A 23,501-nucleotide genomic window follows, 5' to 3' on the forward strand; every position below is an offset into this window, starting at 1 on the left:
TAATTTCGCACAAACTAACCTTGCTGCTCAACTAGCCGCAGGTGAAGAAATGAGTGACTATGTAGCCCACCTCCAAATGCACATGGCACTTCAAGCTCGAAATCTAGTTCCCACATTGACTAATGCGGCTGATAGCCGCGAACAATTTTTATATCAGACTCAAGCCCATTTTGAAAAGCTCGCCTCACGCCAGATCGGCTAAGGGCGAGCGCGCTCGCTCCTCGGTCATGCATTCTTCGGTGCTCGATCGACATACCAGCTACCGAGTGTCTCGTGGAGCTTGACGACATTGCCGATTACGGCGATCGATGGCGCACCAAATTGGGCTACTTCTACCCGCTCGACAATTGTCCCTAAGGTGGCGATCAATTCTTGCTGGGCGGGAGTAGTACCCCAGCGAACTAAAGCGATCGGTGTCTCTTCCGTCAATCCGGCTACGATCAATTCCTGGGTAATCCGATCGAGATTGCGCACGCCCATATAGACGACGATTGTCTCCGCACATTGGGCAATCGCGCTCCAGTTGACTCCAGGCCGGTATTTACCAGCCATCTCGTGTCCGGTCACAAAAACTACCGACGAACTATAATTGCGATGCGTCAGGGGGATACCAGCGTAGGCTGGAGCCGCAATTCCTGATGTCACACCAGGCACGACCTCAACCGCAATGCCAGCAGCAATCAGATCCTCCATTTCTTCGCCACCGCGTCCGAAGATAAACGGATCGCCGCCCTTGAGCCGGACGACCACCGCATGTTCGCGCGCCTTCTGGATTAATAACTCCGTCGTTTCAGTTTGCAGCAATGAATGTCTGCCCATCCGCTTGCCTGCATCGATTTGTTCCGCTTGCGGCGAGACGATTGCCAAAATTTCGGGACTGACTAAAGCATCATAAATTACCACATCAGCCGACTCTAACAAGACCTTACCCTTGAGCGTCAATAACCCTGGATCGCCAGGCCCCGCACCAACTAAATAAACTTTACCAACTATCTCTGTCACTGAACCTCTAATTGAAGTGTTGCGCTAATTTGTAGATATCTCGATCGATCCGAGCAGATTGCAGATCGCGGTTACTAATTCTGGACTATTCCCAATCGGTTCGCCCAAGGTCAATTCGACCTGCGGAAACTGGGATCTCAATTGTGCCACTGCTGACGCGATCGCATCAGTGATGCCGCCAGCAAATAGGAAATAAGGTAAAATCTCAATTTTGCTCGCACCTGTGGCGACTAATTCCGTTACCCGATCGGTCAAACTCGGCGTTACCGACCAATAAGCTGCCTGAACATTCCATTTCGCGGCTAAGTCTTCAACGATTTGATTGCCACCCGATCGCCGACTGCCGTGGGCTAATATAATAGCTCGATCTGTAGAGCCAGAACCGTGCCAAGCGAACAAATTGACAAAATCGAGATGGGAACCAAGAAACGGAGCGACGATCGACTGGATTTGCCCACACGCATTTGCTAGTGCCACTTCGACGGGAATATCGTCCATGACATGCACGCCAGGGATGAGAAATAACGGTAGAATTACCACTTTTTCGATCCCACTCCCAGCACACTGGCTGGCAAAATCGCTAATCTGAACGTGCAGGGGTGCGTCTGCCAATTCTAGTTGGGCTGTGCCAATAACGGCTGACAAACAAGTTCTTAATTGCTCTGCCAATTGACGTACGGCAATTTGGGGGCGCGGATCGCGACTGCCATGAGATACCAATAAATAAGCGTCAGCCACACCAGTCACTCATCAATAATGATCGGACACTAGTTATAACATTATTGGCGATCTCCGAGCCAATCGATCGCTAAGTCTAATCGAGCCGCTCTCGGCACAACTTCTGCTTGAGTCGCGCTCCAAATCCGATCGCCAGTCCAATGCCAAACAAACTACTCGGTTCGGGAACTGCCGCCGGATTCGTGGTCAGAGAAATCCGTTGGACATCGACACTCGCACCCGCCGAAGTCGTATCATCTCCTAAGAAAATAAAGTTGGGTTTGGCATATACAGCAGTCAAAGCACCAGTTGCTGCCGCCGTATAATCCCGTAACGAACCACTCAGCAGCGTATCAGTTTCACTGGTGAGCGTATAGAGACCCGCATTACTACCCCCTAAAACATTGAGATTATAAGTAGTTAGGGCTGTTAGTGTCGAACCAATATTGGTCTTTTGTTCGCCGATCGAGTTAAAACTGGCATCATTTTGCGAGAAAATATCGGTATTCCTAAACCCGATTTCGATCCCTTTGTTGTCGCTACCCAAGACGATCACGCTGAAGCCCGCCCGATCAGGACTAGCATTCGTTTGAGAATTGACTCTGACAGTAAAGCTGAGTGTATAACCAGCATTATTATCTAATATCGCTGGAAACGATGAATTAAACAGACCACTCAAGTCGGTTTTGTAATTCGTATAACCAGCTTGAATAACGTTATCACTACTCGTATCCAATCTTGTGACTCCACTAGCTGCCGTGGGAACACCAATACCGCCACCAAAAAAATTCAAGTAGGGATTCGCGCCGCTAGTTGGCGATCCGCCGAGCGCGCCATCGTATAGTACTGTCGTTACCGCCCCAACTCGATCGAAACTTCCGCCAGCAATTACGCTCATTGCCGCCAACCCTGCGATTAATCGCCAATATTTGCGCTGCATATTCGACACCTATTAGCTAGTTAAAAGATAGACTTGTCACTATTATGCTCGTGCAGCCACCAGATCGAGACTAATTTTATTGACACGCCTCCCGCTGAAGCGAGGAGGATTCTTGGCTCTACGATTCGATTTGCCCCAGCAGGTTTTCACCAACTGGAGTAGAGATCGAATCTCCCCAAGCGTTGAGGGGGTCAGACCCCCATGTTCCGGTGTGCCCCACCGTAGCTAGTCCACGGCTCAGTATATTCCGTGCGGCATTCCAATCCCTGTCCAACTCAAATCCACACTGACAAGCGTGGGTACGAGTAGAGAGGGATTTTTTAACAACCGCACCACAGTTCGAGCATTCCTGACTGGTATAGGCAGGATTGACTGCAACAGTCACCCGACCAAACACCTTGCCAAAATACTCCAGCCATGTCCTAAATTGATACCATCCCGCATCTGAGATTGATTTAGCCAAACAGTGATTTTTCACCATATTCCGCACTCTCAAGTCTTCGTAAGCGACCAAATCGTTAGATTGGATTACGCATCGCGCCAGCTTAATGGCGTGATCTTTACGCTGCCTACTTATTTTGAGGTGGGTTCTTGCTAGCTTAATCCTGGCTCGGATGCGATTGCTTGACCCTTTTACCTTGCGAGAAACCAAGCGTTGCTTGCGCTTCATTTTAACTTGACCCATCCGATAGAACCGAGGATTTTCAATTTCCTTGCCGTTTGAGTCGGTATAGAAAGACTTTAGACCCACATCTAGTCCAATCGTATTGCCAGTTGTCGATAGGTTTTCGCTTCGGTCGGCAGATACGCAAAGCTGCACATAGTAAGCATCCGCCTTTTTGACCAATCTAACTCGTTTGATTTGATCGATCTGGTAGAAGTGGAGATCTCTAGTGCCTTTGAGTTTGAGCCGACCGATCCCTTTTTTGTCGGTAAAGGTAATCGATTGACGATCCTCAGACAACGCCCAGCCTGTGGTTTTGTATTCAACAGAACGGTTGTCGTGCTGAAACTGGGGAAATCCTTTCTTTCCGACCACCTGCTGTCTTGTCTTGTTTCCATGGTCGGGAGACCCGACCGGAACAAGCCGCTTTTTGCAGTTATCGTAGAAGCGTTGGATTGCCGACCATGCTCGCTCGGCTGCCGCTTGACGCGCCATCGAGTTGAGTTCTTTCGCGAACGGAAACTCCCGTGCTAGCACTGCACAGTATTTGTTCAGATCGTAGACCGACTTGCCATGTCCATCCATCCAATAGCGAACCGCCTTGTTGCGAACGAATTGGACGGTGCGAATTGCATCGTCGATTGCGGTGAACTGAGCTGGTTTTGCGTAGGCTCGAAACTCAAATACGAGCATTTAAGGGCGTTGGTCGGATTAATCTTATGGTTGATACTGTACCATAGAATTGATGCTCGGAGTTAAGATATTTGCTATCTTCAGCGCAGACGGGCTGCACTTCGTTTGCTCCCGCAAAGCCGTGGTGAACCACGGGGTTTTTACCCAATTTCCTGATAAATATTACATAAGTTTCAAGTAGCCTCGATCGTCGCCATTCCCGATCGACAGTTTTGGCGTACAATTTGGCTGCGGTAGTAATTCGCCCGCAATCGATCGAGTATCGCGATGGGAGCACTGGCAGCATGACCGACAATTTTACAGAACTCGCCCAGCTCTATCGAGATACCCTGCTCGATAATGTGATGCCCTTTTGGGCGCAAAACTCGATCGATTGGGAGCAAGGCGGTTATTATACTTGTCTTGATCGATCGGGCCGAGTTTATGATACCGATAAATTTATCTGGCTCCAAAATCGTCAGGTGTGGACATTTTCGATGCTATATAATCGCGTCGAGCCGCGCCCAGAATGGCTGAAAATTGCCGGACACGGCGCGAATTTCTTGGCCGAGCATGGGCGCGATCCTCAGGGCAATTGGTACTTTGCCCTCGATCGATCCGGACAACCCCTCGTCCAGCCTTACAATATCTTTTCCGATTGTTTTGCGGCGATGGCCTTCAGTCAATTTGCGCTCGCCGATGGCGAAGCCTGGGCCAAGGATGTCGCCCTCCAAGCCTATCACAATGTCTTGCGGCGCAAAGACGACCCCAAGGGTCACTACAACAAAACCTACCCCGGCACGCGATCGCTCAAATCCCTAGCCGTACCGATGATTTTGGCCAATCTGACGCTCGAAATGTCCTGGCTATTACCGAGTACCGAACTCGACCGCGTGTTGGATCTCACTGTCAAGGAAGTGATGACGGATTTTCTGGACAAAGAGCGGGGCTTGATGTTTGAAAATGTCGCGCCCGATGGTAGCCATGTCGATTGTTTTGAGGGTCGATCGATTAATCCTGGCCATGGGATCGAAGCGATGTGGTTTATCATGGACATCGCCAATCGGCGTCAAGATCCAGCCACGATTAACCAAGCTGTCGATGTAGTGCTAAATATCCTCAATTATGCCTGGGATGAACAGTATGGAGGCATCTACTACTTCATGGATGCTGACGGTCATCCACCACAACAGTTGGAATGGAACCAGAAATTGTGGTGGGTGCATGTCGAAACCCTGGTCGCGCTGGTAATGGGTTATCGGCTCACGGGGAGAGCGGAGTGTTGGACGTGGTATCAAAAGGTTCATGAATATACCTGGAGTCACTTTGCCGATCCCGAACATGGCGAATGGTTTGGCTATCTCGATCGGCAGGGCGAAGTATTACTGGATCTCAAGGGCGGGAAATGGAAAGGGTGTTTTCACGTTCCTCGTGCCTTGCTCATGTGTTGGCGCGAGTTCGAGCAATTGGCTGGCTAACAATCGATCGGTGATTTTTTTCACACCAACTCCGCCACCTGGCTGAAAAAAGTTGCCCAATCGGCCAATCTCGATTGCCAAGCGCATTGTGCGAGTCATAATTATGACAGTCGAGATTGTCATTGCGATCGATGGATGATGATAGCACAATCGTTTCAGGCACTAAGCCTAACGCGATCTTGTTAAAAAAATTACAAATTTAGATTAAGTAGTAGCGATCGCTCGATTTAGTTTGAATCTATAATAGGATTGATAAATGAAGCATCAAAACATTTTTTCATCCGGTTTCGAGGGTAGATCGATCGAATAAGTAAACCAGAGTTTGGTTAGCAGTAAGTATCACAAATCTAAGGAATTGGACATGATTCGCATTCTCCTGGTGGATGACCAGAAGAGCATTCGGGAACGGCTGAAGTCTCTACTAGAGACTGAACCAGACTTCGATATCGTCGGCATGGTAGACAATGGTTACGACGCGATCGAGCAAGTAAAATTACTCCTCCCTGATGTCGTCCTCATGGACATGGAGATGCCAGATATCGATGGTGTCCTCGCTACCAAAATTATTTCCCATAGCTCGCTCAAAACTAGAGTGCTAGTGTTGAGTAGCCACGACAGTGACGAATATGTCGCCGATTCCATCTATGCTGGTGCGAATGGTTATATTCTCAAGGGTGCCCCCGCCCAAGAAATTCGCGATGCCGTCCGCTTTGTCAATCGCGGCTACATGCAGATTGCGCCTGGTTTATTTGAAAAATTTATTCCGCACAAAGAGCAAACAAGTGCACTGGCATGGAAACCCAAACAGCCCAACGAGCGGATCTCCATTAGCCGGATCGAGCGGGCTGGTGGCTTGGAATTATCTCAAGTCAAGACAAATAAGGCTGTCAAAACGGAACCAGCACCTGGTAGTGACTTAGACCAGCCATCAGAATTAATTTTAGACATTACTGCATTACAAAAATCGCGGAAATCGATCGGTTGGTACCAAGCAGCCGCCTTAGTATTGGCCGGGCTGGGTTTGACAGGTTCGCTCTATCTGCTCCGCCAAAGCTTAAAGAAGCCAGCCGAGATGCCCGATCGCCAAGATCGCGCCCAACAGCTACATAATCTCCCTTTTACTGGCAAAATCGAACCGTTGCACATCACCAAAATCGATGCGACTATTCCTGGGATAGTTACGGCACTAACGGTCAAAGCCGGACAATCCATCAAGTCTGGCGATCGCTTAGCGACCATCCGCAACACTGATGCCGAACGGGTCAATCAAACCAAAATTCTGCAACAACAGCAACTCGACACCGAACGCCAACAAGTAGCGATCCAGCAAGCGACTCAGCAGCAGCAACAAGTCCTCCAGCAACAGCAATTACTCTTGGGCGAACAAAAAGCTGCCACTGGTAGGATCGCGACGATCCAACTCGCGATCGCTAATTATCACCAAAACTTGGCTCCCCTCCGCCAACAGGTGGCAGCGGCCAATATACGTATTACAGAGATCGCCACCAGCTCGGAAAAATTGCCCCTGAGCCAAAAACTCGAAGCAGTCAACCGCGCGCAGTCGATCTACGCCCAGACCGCTACTACCTACGAGCGACTATTACAGTATCAAAGTGCTGGAGCGATCTCTACCGATCGAGTCGAACAAGCTAAAAAAGAGATGACCGTTGCCCAATCCGATCTAAATATCGCGCGATCGGACTACGATAGCTTGGTGGCTGCATCTCAAGTGGCTACCACCAAGCAAGCCGCGCAAACGCGATCGACTCAACTCCAACAACAACTCGCACTCAAAGAACAAGCCGGACAACTGCAACAGCTCCAAGCCCAATTACAAGTCGCTCAGTCAGATTACCAACAGATCGGTGCCAAATTGCAACAATTGCAGCAGCAAGCAGCCAAATCTAAGATCGCCAACCCCACTGCTAACAAAACACCCATCCTCGAACCGACGACGGTGAGTATTAATGCCCCAGTCGCCGGAATGGCGATCGAGATTCCCATCGCTGTCGGAGATCGGGTATTTGTCGGTAGTAAATTGATCGGGATCGTCAACCCCCAAAAACTCAAGCTTGGTGTCGATCTCGATCCCCAACAAGCCGCATTATTAAAACCAGGACAACGGGCACTCGTCAAATTTGGTACCGCCAGCGACAGTCAAGAATTAGTCGCTCTCGTCACTACTATCGCCCCACCACTCGATCGATCGACCCAACATGTCGAAGTTGAATTCACCAATCCCAAATCTACCGTCGCGATCGGTCAGACTGGGACGGTGTATTTTCCGAAATAGGGGATAGGGAATAGGGAATAGGGCATAGATAGGCTTTAGGACGCAAGCGTCCTGTTAATTTTCAAATTCTCTATCCACTATTCACTTATCCCCCCCTATCCCCTAAATGAAGCCTTGCATTTTGATGACAACCGAAGGTACGTACCCATTTATGAGTGGTGGTGTGAGTACTTGGTGTCACGAACTCACTCACCAGATGCCAGAGGTGGATTTCAAGCTGTTAGCGATCGTCGCCAATCCGTATTTGACCCAACAATACGAATTATCCGCTAATGTCACTCAAGTATTCAAGGTGCCATTGTGGGGGATGGAAGACCCGATCGAGTATGGATGGCGATTTCCCTTTTCTCGTGCCCTCAAGAGCAAAATTGCCACTACTGGGAGCATTATTAGTCAAAGATTCGTTCCCCTATTTACACAGTTATTAACCGGTATCCTCTTACCGGATGTGATGGACATCGATACGCTCGGTAATACGTTCGTAGGAATGCATGAATATTTTCTGCGCTATGACTATCACAAAACCATGATGTCGATCGAAGTGTGGCAATGTTTTCAACAACTAGTAACCACCGCTTGGCAATCGCAAGTCAAACCAGATCTGATTACCCTCGACGAGATTGCCGAAACACTCAAGCTGCTATATCGGTTGTGCATTCCTCTCCACATCCCGATTCCAGCGGTAGACCTCATTCATTCCTCAGCGGCTAGTTATTGTGGCTTACCAGGCATAATTGGCAAGATCAAATATCAGATTCCGTATTTGCTGACCGAGCATGGGATTAATATTCGCGAACAATATCTCAATTTGCGGACTTCGATTCGATCGGTATTTGTCCGCCGCTTTTTACATTATTTAGTCAGTGCCGTCGTCAAATTAAATTATCACTTTGCCGATATTGTCTCACCAGTTTGTCAATATAATACGCGGTGGGAACAATGGTGGGATGTACCATCAGAACGGATTAAAATTATCTATAACGGTGCCGATCCTCAAAAATTTAAACCCCAAAATCGTCCGCCTAATTCTCATCCTATCGTCTTGAATATCGGGCTGATTTTTGCTCTCAAAGGACAATTAACCCTGATTGAAGCTGCGGCGATCGTCCGCGATAAATTTCCTGATGTCGAATTTAGATTGTATGGTAAACCTTCCGATCTAGATTACTTCGATCGCTGTCAGCGCAAGGTCAAAGAATATGGATTAGAAGGCACTGTCAAGTTTGCTGGCTTTACTAGTGAGCCTTGGCGAGTGTATGGCGAAGCCGATGTCGTCGCAATGTCGAGTATTTCTGAAGGTTTTCCCTATACAGTGATTGAAGCGATGCTCTGTGGCTCGGCGATCGTGGCTACCGATGTCGGTGGAGTCGAAGAAGCTTTAGCCGATACTGGTTTAGTCGTCCCAGCCGATCGACCGCAAATTCTCGCTGAATCGATCGTCGAACTCTTGAGTATGACCCCCCAGCAACGGGTACAGATGGGCGATCGAGCCAGAGCGCGGGCGATCGAACTATTTACCCAACAACAATGCGTTGAAAATTATCTCAATACTTATCTCCAATTAATTCGGCAGGCGCGAATTTCTAAATTAAAACTTGCAGGCAAATCACGATCGATCGTATGACCAATCATGCATTAGAAAATTTAATTAATTCAATTTATACTAACTATCCAAATGTCTGCGATCCTTGGGAAATTGTCGCTATCATTGAAGCTTTGGGTTATACGGACAAGGCGATCGAGGCAGAGTTTGGTTGTCCCAATGCCTTGATTCTCGGTCAATTCATCTATGCCCAACGCGATCGGTTCACTTTCTCAGAATCAGATCGAAACAGAGCTAAAACTTCGCTGAAACTGACCGAAGAAATCGACATATTTATCACCCAATTTTCCCATAGTTTCATTTACACTATTCCCTTTATTATCCTGCTGATTCTCAATTATCTGCCGATCGATAAAACTATCGACTTCTTACCAGCGGAACTCAATTCCTTGTTTGGATTTGTGACGATGGCAAGCCTGATTACCAGTAGCGGTTTTGTCCAGATGATTAGCCGACGCGGTTTATTTTATATGGGTTTAAAAGATCCGATCCAAGCCAATCGGATTTGTACGCCGATTTTGTTGATGGGGATATTGACGACACTGTTACTTAGCTCGATCGGGATGATTTTTGGTTTCTATCTGGGGATTGCTACTGACAAATTTATTATTATTGCTGGCGTATATTATGTAGTCCTGAGTACGATTTGGATGCTATTTGCGATCGTCGGACTTCAGTATCGATTTGCCGCACCAAGTATCTTAATTGGGATTAGCTGTTGCTTTTTTATTTTGAGAGTATTTCTCAGATTAAGTGCGCTAGAAGCACAAGTCACCACGATCTCGATCGCTTTTGTCTTACTCGCGATCCTCTCTATATCTACCCAAATTAAGTATCGTGCCGTTAAACCCGCGTTTGGCAAATTACCCTCTTTGCCACAGTTAAGTATTTTGATCTACTTGTTAATTCCATATTTTTGCTATGGCATCGTCTATTTTGGCTTTATTTTTGCCGATCGACTAGTGGCAAACATTACTACAGTAGGTCATTTTATTCTGATTCCAGGCAATAATTTAGAATATCAGGACAGCATGGATCTTGCATTGCTAGATTTACTACTGATCGTGCCTTTAGTCGAATATTTTAGTTATAAGTTGATTATTTATTGGTACGATCGAGCCAAAAATATGACATTGGTTGAAATCGAGAGTTTACCTTGGACGATTCAAAAAAAATATTGGTCGTTATTAAGTCGAATTCTCTTGTATTTTGGGTTGCTGATGGCAATCACAATTCTGTTGTTATCAATTTTACATCGCAGCCTGACTGAGAACGTTTTGACAATAGTGGCTTGTATTGGCTATCTATTATTTGCGATCGGTCTATTTAATACCGTGATTTTACTCAGTCTCAATCGCTTAAATGAGGTGCTGGGAATTTTAGCCGCCTCGATGTGCTTGGACTTTGTCAGCGGTTATTTAATTAGTAGTTTATTAGGCGTGTATTTAGCTGCACTCGGATTACTGCTGGGATCGATCTTATTTGCGATTACTTCTACCAAGAAGACACTCAAAGCGATTGATCGAGCTGATTATTGTTACTTTTATAGTGGGTATTGAGTTAGTTGATAGCACAATGGAACTATTAACTGACTTAAAGCCTAAAACATAGATGATGACGCGCCCTGAAGGACTTGAACCCTCGACATTTGGTTTTGGAGACCAACGTTCTACCAACTGAACTAAGGACGCACGTAAGAGATGGAGCGATTTTCCTGACCCTCGTACATTAGTATAGTATAAAACTAAAGTTAATGGCCAGGACACTCTGAAGTCGATCTATTCCAAAGGACGATCGAACCGTTGTTTGACGCGAGTTGCTTTACCGACGCGATCGCGAAGATAGAACAGTTTCGCACGACGGACTTTACCACGACGAATTACTTTGACGCTATCAACTTTGGGTGAGTGCAACAGGAATACCCGTTCCACGCCGATCCCTTGAAAGACACGACGCACAGTAATGGTTTCATTGATGCCACCGTTACGAGTGGCAATAATAATGCCTTCGTATGGTTGCACCCGTTCTTTGTTACCTTCTTGAATTTTTACGCCCACACGGACGGTATCGCCCACGTGAAGGGTAGGCAGATCGGATTTTAGATACTCCGCTTCGATCGAGCGAATAATTTCCTGGGCTTTCATGTGGTTTGAAAAAATTCACAGACTCTTATCATAGCAGACTAGCGCAAATTTGTCTAAAATTCTTTTTTAAGAGCGATCGGTCGGCCAGGTTAAGACTAGCTAAATTCGGCTATAACTAGCAAGCAAGTTCTCTACTAATAGCCGAACCACGATTTTTTCGGCGATACTGTCTTCAAATATTGAATCCAGACTGTTAACATAGACTCTATACTTAGCCCTATCGATCTTATGCCTTTAGATAGCCTGTTTTCGACCCAAGGTATCATGGTGATGCTGCTGGCAGCCTACGCTGGGGCGATGTGGCTGTTTTTGACTAGTGCCCCCAAGGTGTATACGGTGATGGTGTCCGATCTGAAGATCGCGCAGGACTTGTATGAGGGGATGCTCAATCTGCCGATCGCGCAAGTGCCACTCCACTACTACTATGATTATGAACAAACGATCGGGACTGCGGGAATCGATCCGATGTATCTAGCCGCGCCGATGGGCAGAGCTAGCGTACGCGGGATGAAGGGTTCGGAAGGTTTGTGGTACCAACTCAAGAAAAATGCTCAGTTGCACGTAATTACTGGTTCGAGCTTGGGTGACAAAAATCGCCAGCGGCACGTTTGTTTCGATCGAGACTGTCTAGAGCAGCTTTTGATGCGGATTCAGACTCGTGGCGTCAAGCACAAGATTCGCAGTGAGCAGCCGCTGAACTTTTTGGTCAAAGATTATGAAGGTCGAACGATCGAAATGTCGGAAGCTGCTAATTAGAGATCGATTACTGAGGATGTGTTTTGCGAAACAATTGGATCGCATGGCTGAAGATTTGGACGATCGCTTGAGATTGACAAGAAGCCCAAGTTAGGCTGCCCGTACTAATGATGCCAATTTCCCCAATCATCCAATTGTGCTGCCGCGTAGATCCAGCAGCAGATCCTTGGGGATCGACGATCATCGGACAGACAATTAGTTGCGAGGCGATCGTCAATAGATCTTGATATACTTTGGGGATAATTTCCACTGGTGGCTCGATCCAACTTTCGATCTCCAATAGACGATTGTAAAACTGGGGATAGAGCAGTAAATCGATCTCACGGCCGATTTTACTAGTCGGATAAATTCGACGTTCTGGATTGATATATTCGCAGACAATACGGGCTGTGTCACCTTGGCGATCGTGGAGCGTAATCCAGCAGTAATCGGCATCAATCGCCATGCATAATTGTTGGATCGCACGGTCGAGCAACGCACATTCGCTGGGCACCGTCCTGACTGTCGTCAGCACTGAATCCAAGATCTGAAGACAAGCGATCGCTTGTTGATGTTCGGCGGTCTTGGCTTGGAGTTGGGAGATGAGTTTGAATTGAAAAGCTTCGAGATCTTCGTTGCGCTCCCACAATTCGACCTCGGTCGTTAGCCGCTCGGTGTTGTCTTGGAAAACCACCATTCCCCCCACAACCTGGCCATCTGGCTTGACAATCGGCGTAGCGGTATCGGAAATTGGGATTTCCGAACGATCTTTAGCGACTAGCCAACAGCGATCGGGTGACTTGACAGGTTCTCCTAAGCGCATCGCTCGCAGACTGGGATTCTCGATCGGGGTGCCGTCTGTTTCCCAAACCAATCGGAAAACTCGATCGATATCTAACCCCACCGCATCTGTCGAATTCCAGCCAGTCAGCTTTTGGGCGATCGCATTAATAAAGGTGATTACACCCCGTCGATCGTTGACAATAACGCCACTACCAATGTTTTCTAAGGTGTTCACCAAAGATACTTGCGCTATCTGGGCACACACTTCGGCTTGGTGCCGCTGGAGGGCAACCTTAATTGTGCTCTGTAGCGATTGCGATTGAAAAGGTTTGATAATGTAGCCAAAGGGATCGGTTTTAGTTGCCCGCTCTAAAGTGAATTCATCGGCGTGGGCGGTGAGGTAGACGACGGGAATTTTGAGACGATGATAGATTTCATTGCCAGTCGTAATCCCGTCCATTTCGCCGTCTAACCGAATATCCATTAGTACCAAATCGGGGCTATCAATTGTCGCCGATCGAATGGCTTCCGCTCCAGAGATCGCCAGATCGACGACAGTATGACCTAATTTTTCCAAGGTTTCCTTGATGTCCCACGCGACGATAACTTCGTCTTCAACTATGAGTATTTTCGCCATGAGGAAAGCCTGATTTTTTTGATAAATTATATCAATCTGCGATCGCAATTTAGCTTAGATCGACCTGGGAAAAGTAATTTTAAACACAGTCATCGCTCCGGTTTCCACCACCAGATCGCCAGCGATCTGTTTAGTCAGAGCCATGACTAAATTAAGTCCCATCGATCGAACTTTACATACATCAAAATCTGTCGGCAATTCCTGACCATTATTTGCCACTAATAGCGTCAGGAAATTTTCACCACTAGTTACTAAGCTTAACAGCAATTCACCCTGTTGACCGCCAGCAAATCCATGTTTGAATGCATTGGTGACTAGTTCGTTGATAATCAATCCGCAGAGTACAGCTCGATCGACATCGATATTTAAGCCCGGTGATACATCTACATGCAGGGAGATCGTCGCCCGATCGACAATATAAGTATCAAACAAATTGTTGACCAAGGTTTGGATATATTCAGCAAAATTTAGATCTACAAAATTTAGGGATCGATAGAGGATTTCGTGAATCGTGGCCATCGCCTGGACGCGGTTTTGGCTGTCTTGCAGGACGGTACTGACTTGGGCATCATCAATGCGGTTGCGCTGCAAACTGAGTAGACTCGAAACAATCTGGAGATTATTTTTGACTCGATGATGGATTTCGCTCAGTAATATTTCTTTTTCAGTGAGAGAGTTCTGGATCTGGACTTCGGTGTGGCGGCGATCGGTAATATCTTCGATCGCGAGCAGGATCGTCTGTTGCTGAAGATCGTCTCTAATCTGCCGTGCGTCGATCGACAGGATTCGGGATGTCTGTGGCGGAATGGTTTGCACTACCTCGAAGTCCTGAAACTCAGTCTGCTCGGAGATGACCGTTTCCAGTCGCGATCGCAAGCTCGGCAGATCCCACCCCCGTCCCAATTCAAAGATCGATTGTTGTTCGGTTTGAGCGGGGGTAAGTTGAAAAGATGCGTAGAAAGATCGATTGGCTCGCATCACCCGTAAATCTGTATCCAGTACCAGCAAAGGGTGGCGGACAGTTTCGACGATCGCATTGGCATAGTCGCGCGCGGCTTCGACGATTGCCGCCGTCTGCTTGAGCGTATCGATATCGATTAACCCGATTGTCACCCCATCGATTCGATTATCGCTGGTTCGATAGGGTCGAATCCGTAAACTATACCAATGTCCCGCCCGATCTTGAACTTCTCGTTCAATGGTAATCAGCGTATCGATGACTGATTGGATCGATGCACCTAGATCGGGAATGACAATATTAGGTTGAATATCGCTAAATGGTCGTCCCAGATCTGTCGGAATCAGATTAAATAAATGTTGAGCGAGGACAGTAAATCGCCGAATTCGCAACTCGCCATCGAGAATTAGAATTGGAATATTAATACTACTCAACAAATTCTGAAGATCGTTATTAATCTGATTTAATTCGCTATTACGGCTGTTGAGTTCTTCATTAATCGTGTGCAACTCTTCGTTAGTTGCTTGCAACTCTTCTTGGGAAGTTTCCAACTCTTCATTCGTACTTTGGAGTTCCTCATTACTCGATAAAATTTCTTCGTTAGCTACTTGTAGGGCTTGATTCGTCGATTCCTGCTCTTCAATAATTGATTCTAAATATTCCTTGGTGGTGGTTAATTCTTGTTGGAGTCGATTATTTGCTTGCTCTAGTGCCGTTTGCTTGACTTTTTTAGACTGACCTGACGCGGCGATGGCGATCGGTGTGGCGTTGACAGTAAGTATGGATTCTTGAAATAACACTAACAAATAGGATTCACTATCCGTACCAATTTTCACCGGAATTACTTCGATGGCGATCGTTTTCACCCCATTGAGAGTTTTCACCTGGACACCCTCGTGGCGGACGATTTCTTGCTGTTGTTTAGCTTGATGAACGGCAGAGCGCAATTCGACGGATAGTTCTGGTTTGGCCATCTCAAACAGATTGAAACTGGGTTTGCCCGGTGGAGGTGTGAGATAATCCCCCGTCTGGCCGCGAAATTGAACGATATTCATGTCATTGTCGATCGTCACACCGACAGGTGCATAGCGATCGATTACAATCCGATCGACAGCTCGATCTAGATTATTCTCACTTCGATTATCTTCATCGATCGGTAGCATAGGCTTCACTTTTTCGAGGGCGCGATCGCTACTATTAAATCTTAAATAGGGACTTCTAGGAGCCAAGTTACGAACATAAATCTTGGATTTTTTGTCTACTGGTGCAAACAAATCCGAAAAGCCGCCGATGCTTTCGGAAGTACCTAGTATCAAAAAACTATTGGGTCTGAGTGCATAATGAAAAATCGGCATTAACCGTTGCTGCAATTGGGCACCCAAATAAATCATCACGTTCCGACAGCTAATCAGATCGAGCTGTGAAAATGGCGGATCGGCAATCAGATTTTGTCTGGCAAATATGCACAACTCGCGGACGGATTTACCAATTTGATAACCACCATTGACTGCTACAAAAAAGCGGCGCAATCGATCGGGATCAACTCCACCAATCGCACCTGGTTTATAGATCCCCGTTCGCGCCAGATCGATCGCCGTTTCACTGATATCGGTAGCAAAAATCTGGATCGGCAACTGAATCGCTCGTTCGTCTAAATATTCTAACAAGCAGATCGCAATGGAGTATGCTTCTTCGCCAGTCGAACATCCTGCCACCCAAATCCGCAGCCCCACTCCTGGGGATTTTTGGTCGATAATCGCTGGAAAAACTGTACTTTTGAGTGCATTAAAGGTTGCTGGATCGCGAAAAAAACTGGTGACATTAATTAATAGATCGCGCTCTAACTCGCCCAATTCGGCGGGGTGAGTCTGAAGATAACTGACGTAATCCTGCCAAAGTTCGAGATTGTGCAATGCCATCCGGCGCACGATCCGCCGGTTGAGCGTGGCTGGTTTATAACCAGTAAAGTCAACACCTGTCTTGGTTCTGAGCAAGCCAAAGATTGTGGTGAGAGGATCGCGCTCATTCTCGGCTACGACAATAGCTGCTGGTTGGCGCGGTGGGATTTGAGTGACATCGCCATGACGACAAATCCGTTTTAATTCCACCGCGATCTCCTCAGGCGGTAAAATAAAATCGACACAACCCGTGGCAATCGCCCGCTCGGGCATCCCCTCAAATTTGGAGGAAGCAAGATCTTGGGCAAAGGTAATTCCCCCAGCCGCTTTGACTGCTGCCAAGCCCAGTGCTCCATCCCCATCTGCACCCGACAATACTACCGCAATCGCTTGCTGCTGGCGATCGGTTGCCAGGGATTGAAAGAAACGATCGATCGGTAAATATCGCCCGTGAGTCTTCTTGCGAGTAGAAAGCTGCAAGTTATTTCCGACCAACGTCATTTCGCGGTTGGGGGGAATAACATACACTCGATCGGGTAGCACCGGCATCCCATCGCGAACTTCCATGACGGGCATCGCCGTTGTTTTCGCCAGCAATTCGGTCAAGAGGCTGGCATGGGTGGGATCTAAATGCTGTATCAGCACGAATGCCATCCCCGTATCAGTGGGGAGATGGTTGAGCAATTGGGTGAATGCTTCCAATCCACCAGCGGAAGCACCTACGCCGACGATCGGACACAGGCTGTCTAATTCTGCTTCAGTGCGATCGGCAGGTTCGGGGGATACCATTACGATGATTTACGTGGAGATCGGTTTACAATCCAGGGTTTATGATTCACTTCTGTAGCCTAAATGGTAATGAATAATTTCGATCTTCTGCTAATTAGCTAAAGATGGATGGTAGCACTACTCAATAATTGAGGTTTTGATGAAATTTAACATCTGCAATTCCTCCGACTTCGATCGCTCGATTCAGTCACCAAATTACATCAACAGCATATTGAATGACTAGACGGTCGATCGTCAAAATTGGCATTTTGGTAACTTGACTTTGCGCGATAATGATTCGATCGAAAGGATCGCGGTGCAGATCGGGCAGATTTGCAACTTGAAGAACATGGGGTAACTCGATCTGTAAAATCTCAAATCTATTATCAATTACTCTCGAATTAAGATACTTATTTGGCGATTCAGGAATAGTTAGTTTACCCGTCCCCACTTTGATAATAATTTCCCAAGCACTAGCTACGCTGAAAAATATTTGGTTATTTGGGTCGGAAATGAAATTCTTTACAGGCTCAGATAACTGGGGTGCATCAGCAACCCACCAGAGAAATGTATGAGTATCTAATAACGCATTCATAATTGTGGATCGGCAGGACTCAAGAACCCATCCAAAATATCTGATGGTAATGGATCGTTAAAATCAGGTGAGATCAAGATCTTACCTTTATCTTGACCGGGAACACGGGGTAGCTGGTGATAAATTGGGATGATTCGCGCAATCGAAATCCCCGATTCTGACACTAAAACTTCTTCTCCAGCTTTGATCCGTTGAATTAGGTCGAGGAATTGGTTGTTGGCCTCTGCCAGACTAACATTGATGGTCATAATCAATCGACTGTAATTAGATAACTTAATTTTAGCGATATCCGATCTTAAACTAGAAAAAAATGAGGGTAGGCCATGCCCACCCTCTAAATTTCAGACAGTTATTACACTTCTTCGACTGCTTCTACATCAATCGCATCATCGAGTAAGTCCTCTTCACCATTGGAGGCGGGGACGATCGCGACGGCCATAATGGCATCGTCGTCATCTAGCTTCTGCACTCGCACCCCAGTTGCCATCCGCGATTGAGAGGAGATGGCATCGATCGCCTGCCGAATGATAATCCCCCGATTGGTAACGATCATCATTTCTTCGTCGGGATTGACGACCCGCAGCGCGGCTAATTTATCGCCTTTTTTGCGGAACTTGATCGCTAGTACGCCCATCCCTGCCCGATTTTGGAGGCGGAATTGGGTGACGGGTACTCGTTTGCCGAGTCCGCCAGTGGTGACAACTAGAATCCACGGCCCTTCACCTGCTGGCACGGCTACATCTTCAGCAACCGTATCATCGATATCATCCACACCCGCATCTTCACTCGCTGCCACCATCTGAGCGATGACTTGGCTGGGCAAGATGTCCATACTGATTAGTTCATCACCTTTCTTGAGCGACATCGACTTAACGCCCCGCGTGGCTCGTCCCAGCGGTCGGAGCTGATCGCGATCGGTGCGGAAATGAATGGTCATCCCATTCCGCGTACCGATAATCGCACTATCGGTTTCTTTAGCGCGACGTACCCACCGGAGTTTATCGCTTTCTTCGAGGGAAATGGCAATCAAACCATTGGCGCGGACGCTGGAGAATGCTGATAAAGCGGTCTTTTTGATGAAACCCTTCTGCGTGAGCATGATCAAGTATTCATCATCGCTAAACTCGCTCACAGGTACCACTGAGGTAATCTTTTCCTCACGGGGAATCGGTAACATTTGGACGATCGGAATCCCCCGCGCCGTGCGTGAAGAAACGGGAATTTGGTAAGCTTTAACCGTATACACCACCCCGCGATCGCTAAATAGCAAGATCGTATCGTGGTCGCAACAGGTCAAGAAATGCTCGATCGCATCTTCTTCTTTCATCCCCGTGCCTTTTTTGCCCCGTGTCGCACGGCTTTGGGTTTCAAAGGTGCTGACGGGCATCCGTTTGATATAACCCTGCTCGGTGACGAGAATTAGCGACTTTTCGTTGGCAATTAGGTCGGTATCTTCTAAATCTCCTTCCCCATGTTCGATTAGCGTCCGACGTGGAGTGGCAAAAGTAGATTTGATTTCAGCGATTTCGGTTTGGATGATATCCAAAATCCGTTCCCGCCGCGCCAGAATATCGAGCAAATCGGTAATCTCGATCGTCAGCGCATCATGCTCTAAGCGGATTTTGTCAGCTTCTAAAGCTGTCAGCCGCCGCAGTTGCATCTGGAGAATCGCATCGGATTGAAATTCTGACAGGGCAAAGCGTTCGATCATCTCCTGTTTGGCAGTTGCCGAATCAGCAGCAGCGCGAATTAAGCGAATCACAGCATCTAAATTAGCCAGTGCGATTAGTAAACCTTCTAACAGGTGATCGCGCTCCTGTGCTTTCCGCAACTGGTAACGGGTTCGGCGGGTAATCGACTCGATCCGGAAATCGAGGAACACCGTCAGGAATTTTTTGAGGGTGAGTAATTGGGGTTCCCCATTTACCAACGCCAACATGTTGCAACCGAAGTTGGTTTGGATCGGCGTTTGCTTGTAGAGATTGTTCAGCACAACGCGGGGATAAGCATCCCGCTTGAGTTCGATCACGATCCGCATCCCATCGCGATCGCTTTCATCCCGAATATCCGAGATCCCTTCTAACTTATGGTCATTGACCATTTCGGCGATCCGTTCGATCAGGGCTGCCTTATTCGTCTGGAATGGTAATTCGGTAATAATAATCGCTTCGCGATCGGGTCTACCTTTATATTCTAATGTTTCAATATTCGCCACCCCGCGCATGACGATCGAGCCGCGCCCAGTTGCATAAGCTTCTTTGATCGGCCCTGTCCCCAGAATCTGCGCTCCGGTCGGAAAGTCAGGACCAGGAATATATTGCATCAATTCCATATCCGTAATCTCTGGATTGGCAATCAATGCCACCACCCCATCGATCAATTCACCCAAGTTGTGGGGCGGAATATTTGTCGCCATCCCCACGGCAATCCCCGAAGAACCATTGAGCAATAGCTGGGGTATCCGCGCTGGCATGACGGTTGGTTCCTGTTGGGAACCGTCAAAGTTGTCAGCAAAGTCAACTGTTTCGGCTTCGATATCCCGCAATACCGCTTCCATCGTCAAAGCTTGCAGACGACACTCGGTATACCGCATCGCCGCTGGCGGATCGTTATCGACCGAACCAAAGTTACCGTGTCCGTTGATCAACGGATTGCGCATCGAAAAATCTTGCGCCATCCGCACCAGCGCGTCATACACAGCCGTATCGCCGTGGGGATGGTATTTACCGAGGACTTCCCCGACTACCCGCGCGCACTTTCTAAACGGCCTGTCGGCTGTCAAACCCAGTTCATGCATCGCATACAGGATGCGGCGGTGGACTGGTTTGAGTCCGTCTCTGGCATCGGGAAGTGCTCGCCCTACGATTACGCTCATGGCGTATTCTAGGTAAGAGCGAGACATCTCAAGTCTTAGATCTGTAGGGACGATTCGCTCTTGGGAAGTAGTCATGGAATGCTCCGTCCAGCTTAGATAATTGTACTAATTCGCTAGTTCAATTTTATCACATTTAGGGGGGTACGTGTGGGTCGATATTTGGGGCTAAAAGGCTTGCTGGATGCTAGAAAAGAGTGTTTGATTTGATCGAGTCGATCTGGATAAGTTGGGTAGCTAGATTACTGGAAAGCTGTTCAAGTTTTGGTATATCCAAATCCATGCCAGGGAAAGCACAAACCTGATGATTTTTTGGTAGAAGCTAACTAAAACTGAAATGTTCTCTCTTTTGCCAGGATATACCGGATCGAATGTGCAACAACGACCGGAAACCGCTGAGGCTGAATAATGTGGTCTAGATTTACGGGTGAAGAGGGACTCGAACCCCCGACCGACTACTTAGAAGGTAGTTGCTCTATCCAACTGAGCTATTCACCCACATTAGCACCATATTCTAACATACTCCAACGACAATTGCAGCAATGTCAAGTGCCAAACCTATGAAAAGATATTGGCAATTCGATTGAGGCCGTGAGGGAGATCGGCAATATTACCCTTGGTAATCTGGAGGTCTTCGATCTTAAATAAGAGAATATGTTTTCGAGATCGGATATGTCAATCATCGATGCAAAATTAGTACGGATTGGGATATCTCATCGCGCTGACGATCGCATACCCAGGTTGCAACTCGATTATCAAGGGCAAACTTACGATCTCGTGAGGGTTGTTGCCAGTCACAAGCTCAATCTTGCTCGCCCAGTAACACAACAATGGCAGCAGGCGATCGAGGCTTCTCCCAACGGCTGTTTAGTAGTCTCTGAAGCTAACCATTACTCGCTATGGACGCCAGAGCGAACGGCAACCAAACCCACTGTAACCGCACCCAAGCAGTCCGCGTCTAGCGTTGAGACTAGATTAGAATTGCAACAGGCAAGCATCTGGCTAGTTCAAGAGTTATGGGCACAGTGGGAAAGTTTACTCGGAGCGAAACAATTGCTAGTAATTGCGGATGAATTAGTCGCACTGACTCCAGCCCTCCAATCGCGTCAAGATCTCGATCGACTACGATTACTCGATCCATTTGCTGAAACTAAATTAGCAAATTGGACGAAATCGGATTTTGAGATCTTCGATCGTCAACTCTCCCAAATCGCTCAACACAAAATCGGCCGCCAATTTGGGACGGAACTGACGATCGAGATCGTGCAATCGATGCCAGCTTTATGGCAAGCGACATTAGCAGAAATCTTGGAATTGTAGCGTTCTATTCAGATCATCGATATTGGCCAAATCCTCCGTCTTCACTACTCTTGTAGACCCCCAGCATATGACTAAATCATCACTAGCAAAATCGGGCGGACAACCGCAAATTACTGGGGAATATGTCATTTATGGGGGCATAATTTGGGCGGCGATTTCACTGGCGATTTATCTCAATTTTAGTGTCGTCGATACCAATGCCACTCATCCGCTGTGGTTTATTTTGACGACCACGGGATTGGAAGAAATTGGTTTGCTCGTTTCTGGTTGGTTGTGTTTGCGCAACTACTGGTACGAATCGATCGTCAGTGGTAGAGCCGTATGGTTGTTATTTGCGCTGGCGATGTTTGCGTTTTTTGTGGGCAATCTGTGGTTCTCGTTGTGGGAAATGCTCTGGGGCTTAGATCCGGCTGCTTCTGCTGGCAATCCGTTTTTCGTGTTGTTTTACACGATCGCGATTGCGGGGATGAGATTGGCCATTCTCGATCGAGATGTCCAGTTGAAACCGCAGCAATGGGCGATCGTTGGCGGTGTTGTCGCTGTCGGTTTGACAGTGGGTTGTTGGCTGACGACACTTTCCGCTAGAGCCGTCACCACACCACCGCCACTGGGTGCGATCGAGATCGTCCAGGCTGCTGACAGCAAACCGATTGTCAATACTAGTCCGCCGTCGATTGTGGCTCAGGCGATCGATCCGGTTGCGATTGGCAATCCCCAGCATCCGCCAGCATGGGTACTCGCGATCGATCGATCGATGCAGCCACTAGTCAATAGCTTCAATTTGTTTTACGTTTTATGTGATCTGGTGCTGCTGACTTTTTCGGCAATTCTGTTTGTCGGATTTTGGGGCAGTCGGTTGGGATTGCCCTGGCGAATGGCCGCCCAGGCGGTATTATGTTTTTATATTGCTGATACTTGGTTCGCCTATGCCAATAATCGAGTGCAAGGATATGAAAGTGGCTTTATTATGGAAGTGTTCTGGATTTTTGGGATCGTGCAGTTTGGCATTGCTGCCGCGCTAGAATTCGATCATTCCATTCGTGCCCGCCGTCTCGCTCGCCGACGAACTGCTATTAAGTAAACATGAGTTCTAAAAAAATTACCGATGCAGATAAGTTGGAGATTGTCGATCTCTACCGTCAGACTGGAGATACTACCGCATCTCTAGCAAGTCGCTATGGGGTCAGCAATTCGACGATCAGTCGCCTGCTGAAGACCAGTATTCCCGAAGCCGAATATGAAGTCTTAATCCAACAAAAACGTGGCGTCAAGGGCGGGAACGAAGAAGATAATTTAACGATAATGGCCGATGGGAATGCCAATTCACCGCCAGATCTCGCCCTAGACGAGCCATTAGATCGGCTCGATCCTGTTCCCGACTCGATCGAGATCGAGCTACCTCAGATTCTACCAACTCCAACC

Annotated in this window: 19 protein-coding genes and 2 tRNA genes; 9 read left to right on the top strand and 12 right to left on the bottom strand. The window is 47.5% G+C overall.

All coding sequences use genetic code 11. From position 1 onward, the window contains the following. A partial coding sequence (locus RMO27_RS04030) for a hypothetical protein (protein WP_309729386.1) occupies positions 1 to 202 on the top strand: 202 nt, incomplete at its 5' end. Positions 203 to 225: 23 nt separating this feature from the next. Here the strand turns inward: RMO27_RS04030 and cobA are convergent. The 4 genes from cobA to RMO27_RS04050 form a co-directional block, all read right to left on the bottom strand. Continuing rightward, a complete protein-coding gene (cobA, locus tag RMO27_RS04035; RefSeq protein ID WP_309729355.1) occupies positions 226 to 1,002 on the bottom strand; it encodes a uroporphyrinogen-III C-methyltransferase in 777 nt (258 codons plus the stop codon). 24 nt (positions 1,003 to 1,026) lie between these two features. After that, positions 1,027 to 1,740, bottom strand: coding sequence for a sirohydrochlorin chelatase (locus RMO27_RS04040; RefSeq protein WP_309729356.1), 714 nt, complete (start codon positions 1,738 to 1,740; stop codon positions 1,027 to 1,029). A 76-nt stretch (positions 1,741 to 1,816) separates the two neighbouring features. Then, a complete protein-coding gene (locus RMO27_RS04045; protein WP_309729357.1) occupies positions 1,817 to 2,659 on the bottom strand; it encodes a PEP-CTERM sorting domain-containing protein in 843 nt (280 codons plus the stop codon). A gap of 118 nt (positions 2,660 to 2,777) precedes the next feature. Then, positions 2,778 to 4,016, bottom strand: a complete 1,239-nt coding sequence (locus tag RMO27_RS04050; RefSeq protein WP_309729359.1) for a transposase — start codon at positions 4,014 to 4,016, stop codon at positions 2,778 to 2,780. A gap of 284 nt (positions 4,017 to 4,300) precedes the next feature. Between RMO27_RS04050 and RMO27_RS04055 the strand changes: the two genes are divergently transcribed. The 4 genes from RMO27_RS04055 (at position 4,301) to RMO27_RS04070 (ending at position 10,928) form a co-directional block, all read left to right on the top strand. Continuing rightward, positions 4,301 to 5,473 (top strand): AGE family epimerase/isomerase, encoded by a 1,173-nt coding sequence (locus RMO27_RS04055; protein ID WP_309729383.1) that lies wholly within the window; start codon positions 4,301 to 4,303, stop codon positions 5,471 to 5,473. Between the two features lie 361 nt (positions 5,474 to 5,834). After that, positions 5,835 to 7,766, top strand: coding sequence for a response regulator (locus RMO27_RS04060; protein WP_309729361.1), 1,932 nt, complete (start codon positions 5,835 to 5,837; stop codon positions 7,764 to 7,766). A 106-nt stretch (positions 7,767 to 7,872) separates the two neighbouring features. Then, positions 7,873 to 9,390, top strand: coding sequence for a DUF3492 domain-containing protein (locus RMO27_RS04065; RefSeq protein WP_309729362.1), 1,518 nt, complete (start codon positions 7,873 to 7,875; stop codon positions 9,388 to 9,390). After that, positions 9,387 to 10,928: a hypothetical protein gene (locus RMO27_RS04070; protein ID WP_309729364.1), complete on the top strand. Its 1,542-nt coding sequence runs from the start codon at positions 9,387 to 9,389 to the stop codon at positions 10,926 to 10,928. The genes RMO27_RS04065 and RMO27_RS04070 overlap by 4 nt, the downstream gene beginning before the upstream one ends. Before the next feature lie 59 nt (positions 10,929 to 10,987). On the opposite strand, the gene RMO27_RS04075 is transcribed toward RMO27_RS04070, so the two are convergent. Both RMO27_RS04075 and rplS read right to left on the bottom strand, forming a co-directional pair. After that, a tRNA-Trp gene (locus RMO27_RS04075) sits at positions 10,988 to 11,060 on the bottom strand. An 87-nt stretch (positions 11,061 to 11,147) separates the two neighbouring features. Then, a complete protein-coding gene (gene rplS, locus RMO27_RS04080; protein WP_309729366.1) occupies positions 11,148 to 11,513 on the bottom strand; it encodes a 50S ribosomal protein L19 in 366 nt (121 codons plus the stop codon). 228 nt (positions 11,514 to 11,741) lie between these two features. Here rplS and RMO27_RS04085 point away from each other — a divergent pair, with 228 nt between their 5' ends. Continuing rightward, complete coding sequence (locus RMO27_RS04085; protein WP_309729368.1) at positions 11,742 to 12,269, top strand: glyoxalase-like domain protein; 528 nt, start codon at positions 11,742 to 11,744, stop codon at positions 12,267 to 12,269. A 7-nt stretch (positions 12,270 to 12,276) separates the two neighbouring features. Here RMO27_RS04085 and RMO27_RS04090 read toward each other — a convergent pair whose 3' ends face one another. The 6 genes from RMO27_RS04090 to RMO27_RS04115 all read right to left on the bottom strand — a co-directional run bounded on the left by RMO27_RS04090 (position 12,277) and on the right by RMO27_RS04115 (position 21,257). Then, entirely contained in the window at positions 12,277 to 13,668 is a 1,392-nt protein-coding gene (locus RMO27_RS04090; protein ID WP_309729370.1) for a response regulator, read from the bottom strand. A gap of 54 nt (positions 13,669 to 13,722) precedes the next feature. Next, on the bottom strand, positions 13,723 to 17,313 hold the full coding sequence (locus tag RMO27_RS04095; RefSeq protein WP_309729372.1) for a chemotaxis protein CheB: 3,591 nt from the start codon (positions 17,311 to 17,313) through the stop codon (positions 13,723 to 13,725). 187 nt (positions 17,314 to 17,500) lie between these two features. Continuing rightward, the gene (locus tag RMO27_RS04100; RefSeq protein ID WP_309729374.1) at positions 17,501 to 17,887 is read right to left on the bottom strand and encodes a type II toxin-antitoxin system VapC family toxin; all 387 of its coding nucleotides are present in this window, start codon (positions 17,885 to 17,887) and stop codon (positions 17,501 to 17,503) included. Beyond that, positions 17,884 to 18,135: a type II toxin-antitoxin system Phd/YefM family antitoxin gene (locus tag RMO27_RS04105; RefSeq protein ID WP_309729376.1), complete on the bottom strand. Its 252-nt coding sequence runs from the start codon at positions 18,133 to 18,135 to the stop codon at positions 17,884 to 17,886. The genes RMO27_RS04100 and RMO27_RS04105 overlap by 4 nt, the downstream gene beginning before the upstream one ends. A gap of 104 nt (positions 18,136 to 18,239) precedes the next feature. Next, positions 18,240 to 20,837, bottom strand: coding sequence for a DNA gyrase subunit A (gene gyrA / locus RMO27_RS04110; protein WP_309729378.1), 2,598 nt, complete (start codon positions 20,835 to 20,837; stop codon positions 18,240 to 18,242). 346 nt (positions 20,838 to 21,183) lie between these two features. Beyond that, positions 21,184 to 21,257, bottom strand: a tRNA-Arg gene (locus RMO27_RS04115). Positions 21,258 to 21,431: 174 nt separating this feature from the next. Here RMO27_RS04115 and RMO27_RS04120 point away from each other — a divergent pair. The 3 genes from RMO27_RS04120 to RMO27_RS04130 form a co-directional block, all read left to right on the top strand. Continuing rightward, entirely contained in the window at positions 21,432 to 22,079 is a 648-nt protein-coding gene (locus tag RMO27_RS04120; RefSeq protein WP_309729380.1) for a hypothetical protein, read from the top strand. Positions 22,080 to 22,146: 67 nt separating this feature from the next. Continuing rightward, positions 22,147 to 23,160 (top strand): hypothetical protein, encoded by a 1,014-nt coding sequence (locus RMO27_RS04125; protein ID WP_309729381.1) that lies wholly within the window; start codon positions 22,147 to 22,149, stop codon positions 23,158 to 23,160. A gap of 2 nt (positions 23,161 to 23,162) precedes the next feature. Beyond that, on the top strand, positions 23,163 to 23,501 hold a 339-nt coding region (locus RMO27_RS04130; protein ID WP_309729382.1), incomplete at its 3' end, for a transposase.

The organism is Chamaesiphon sp. OTE_75_metabat_556 (assembly GCF_031378165.1).
GTDB lineage: Bacteria > Cyanobacteriota > Cyanobacteriia > Cyanobacteriales > Chamaesiphonaceae > Chamaesiphon.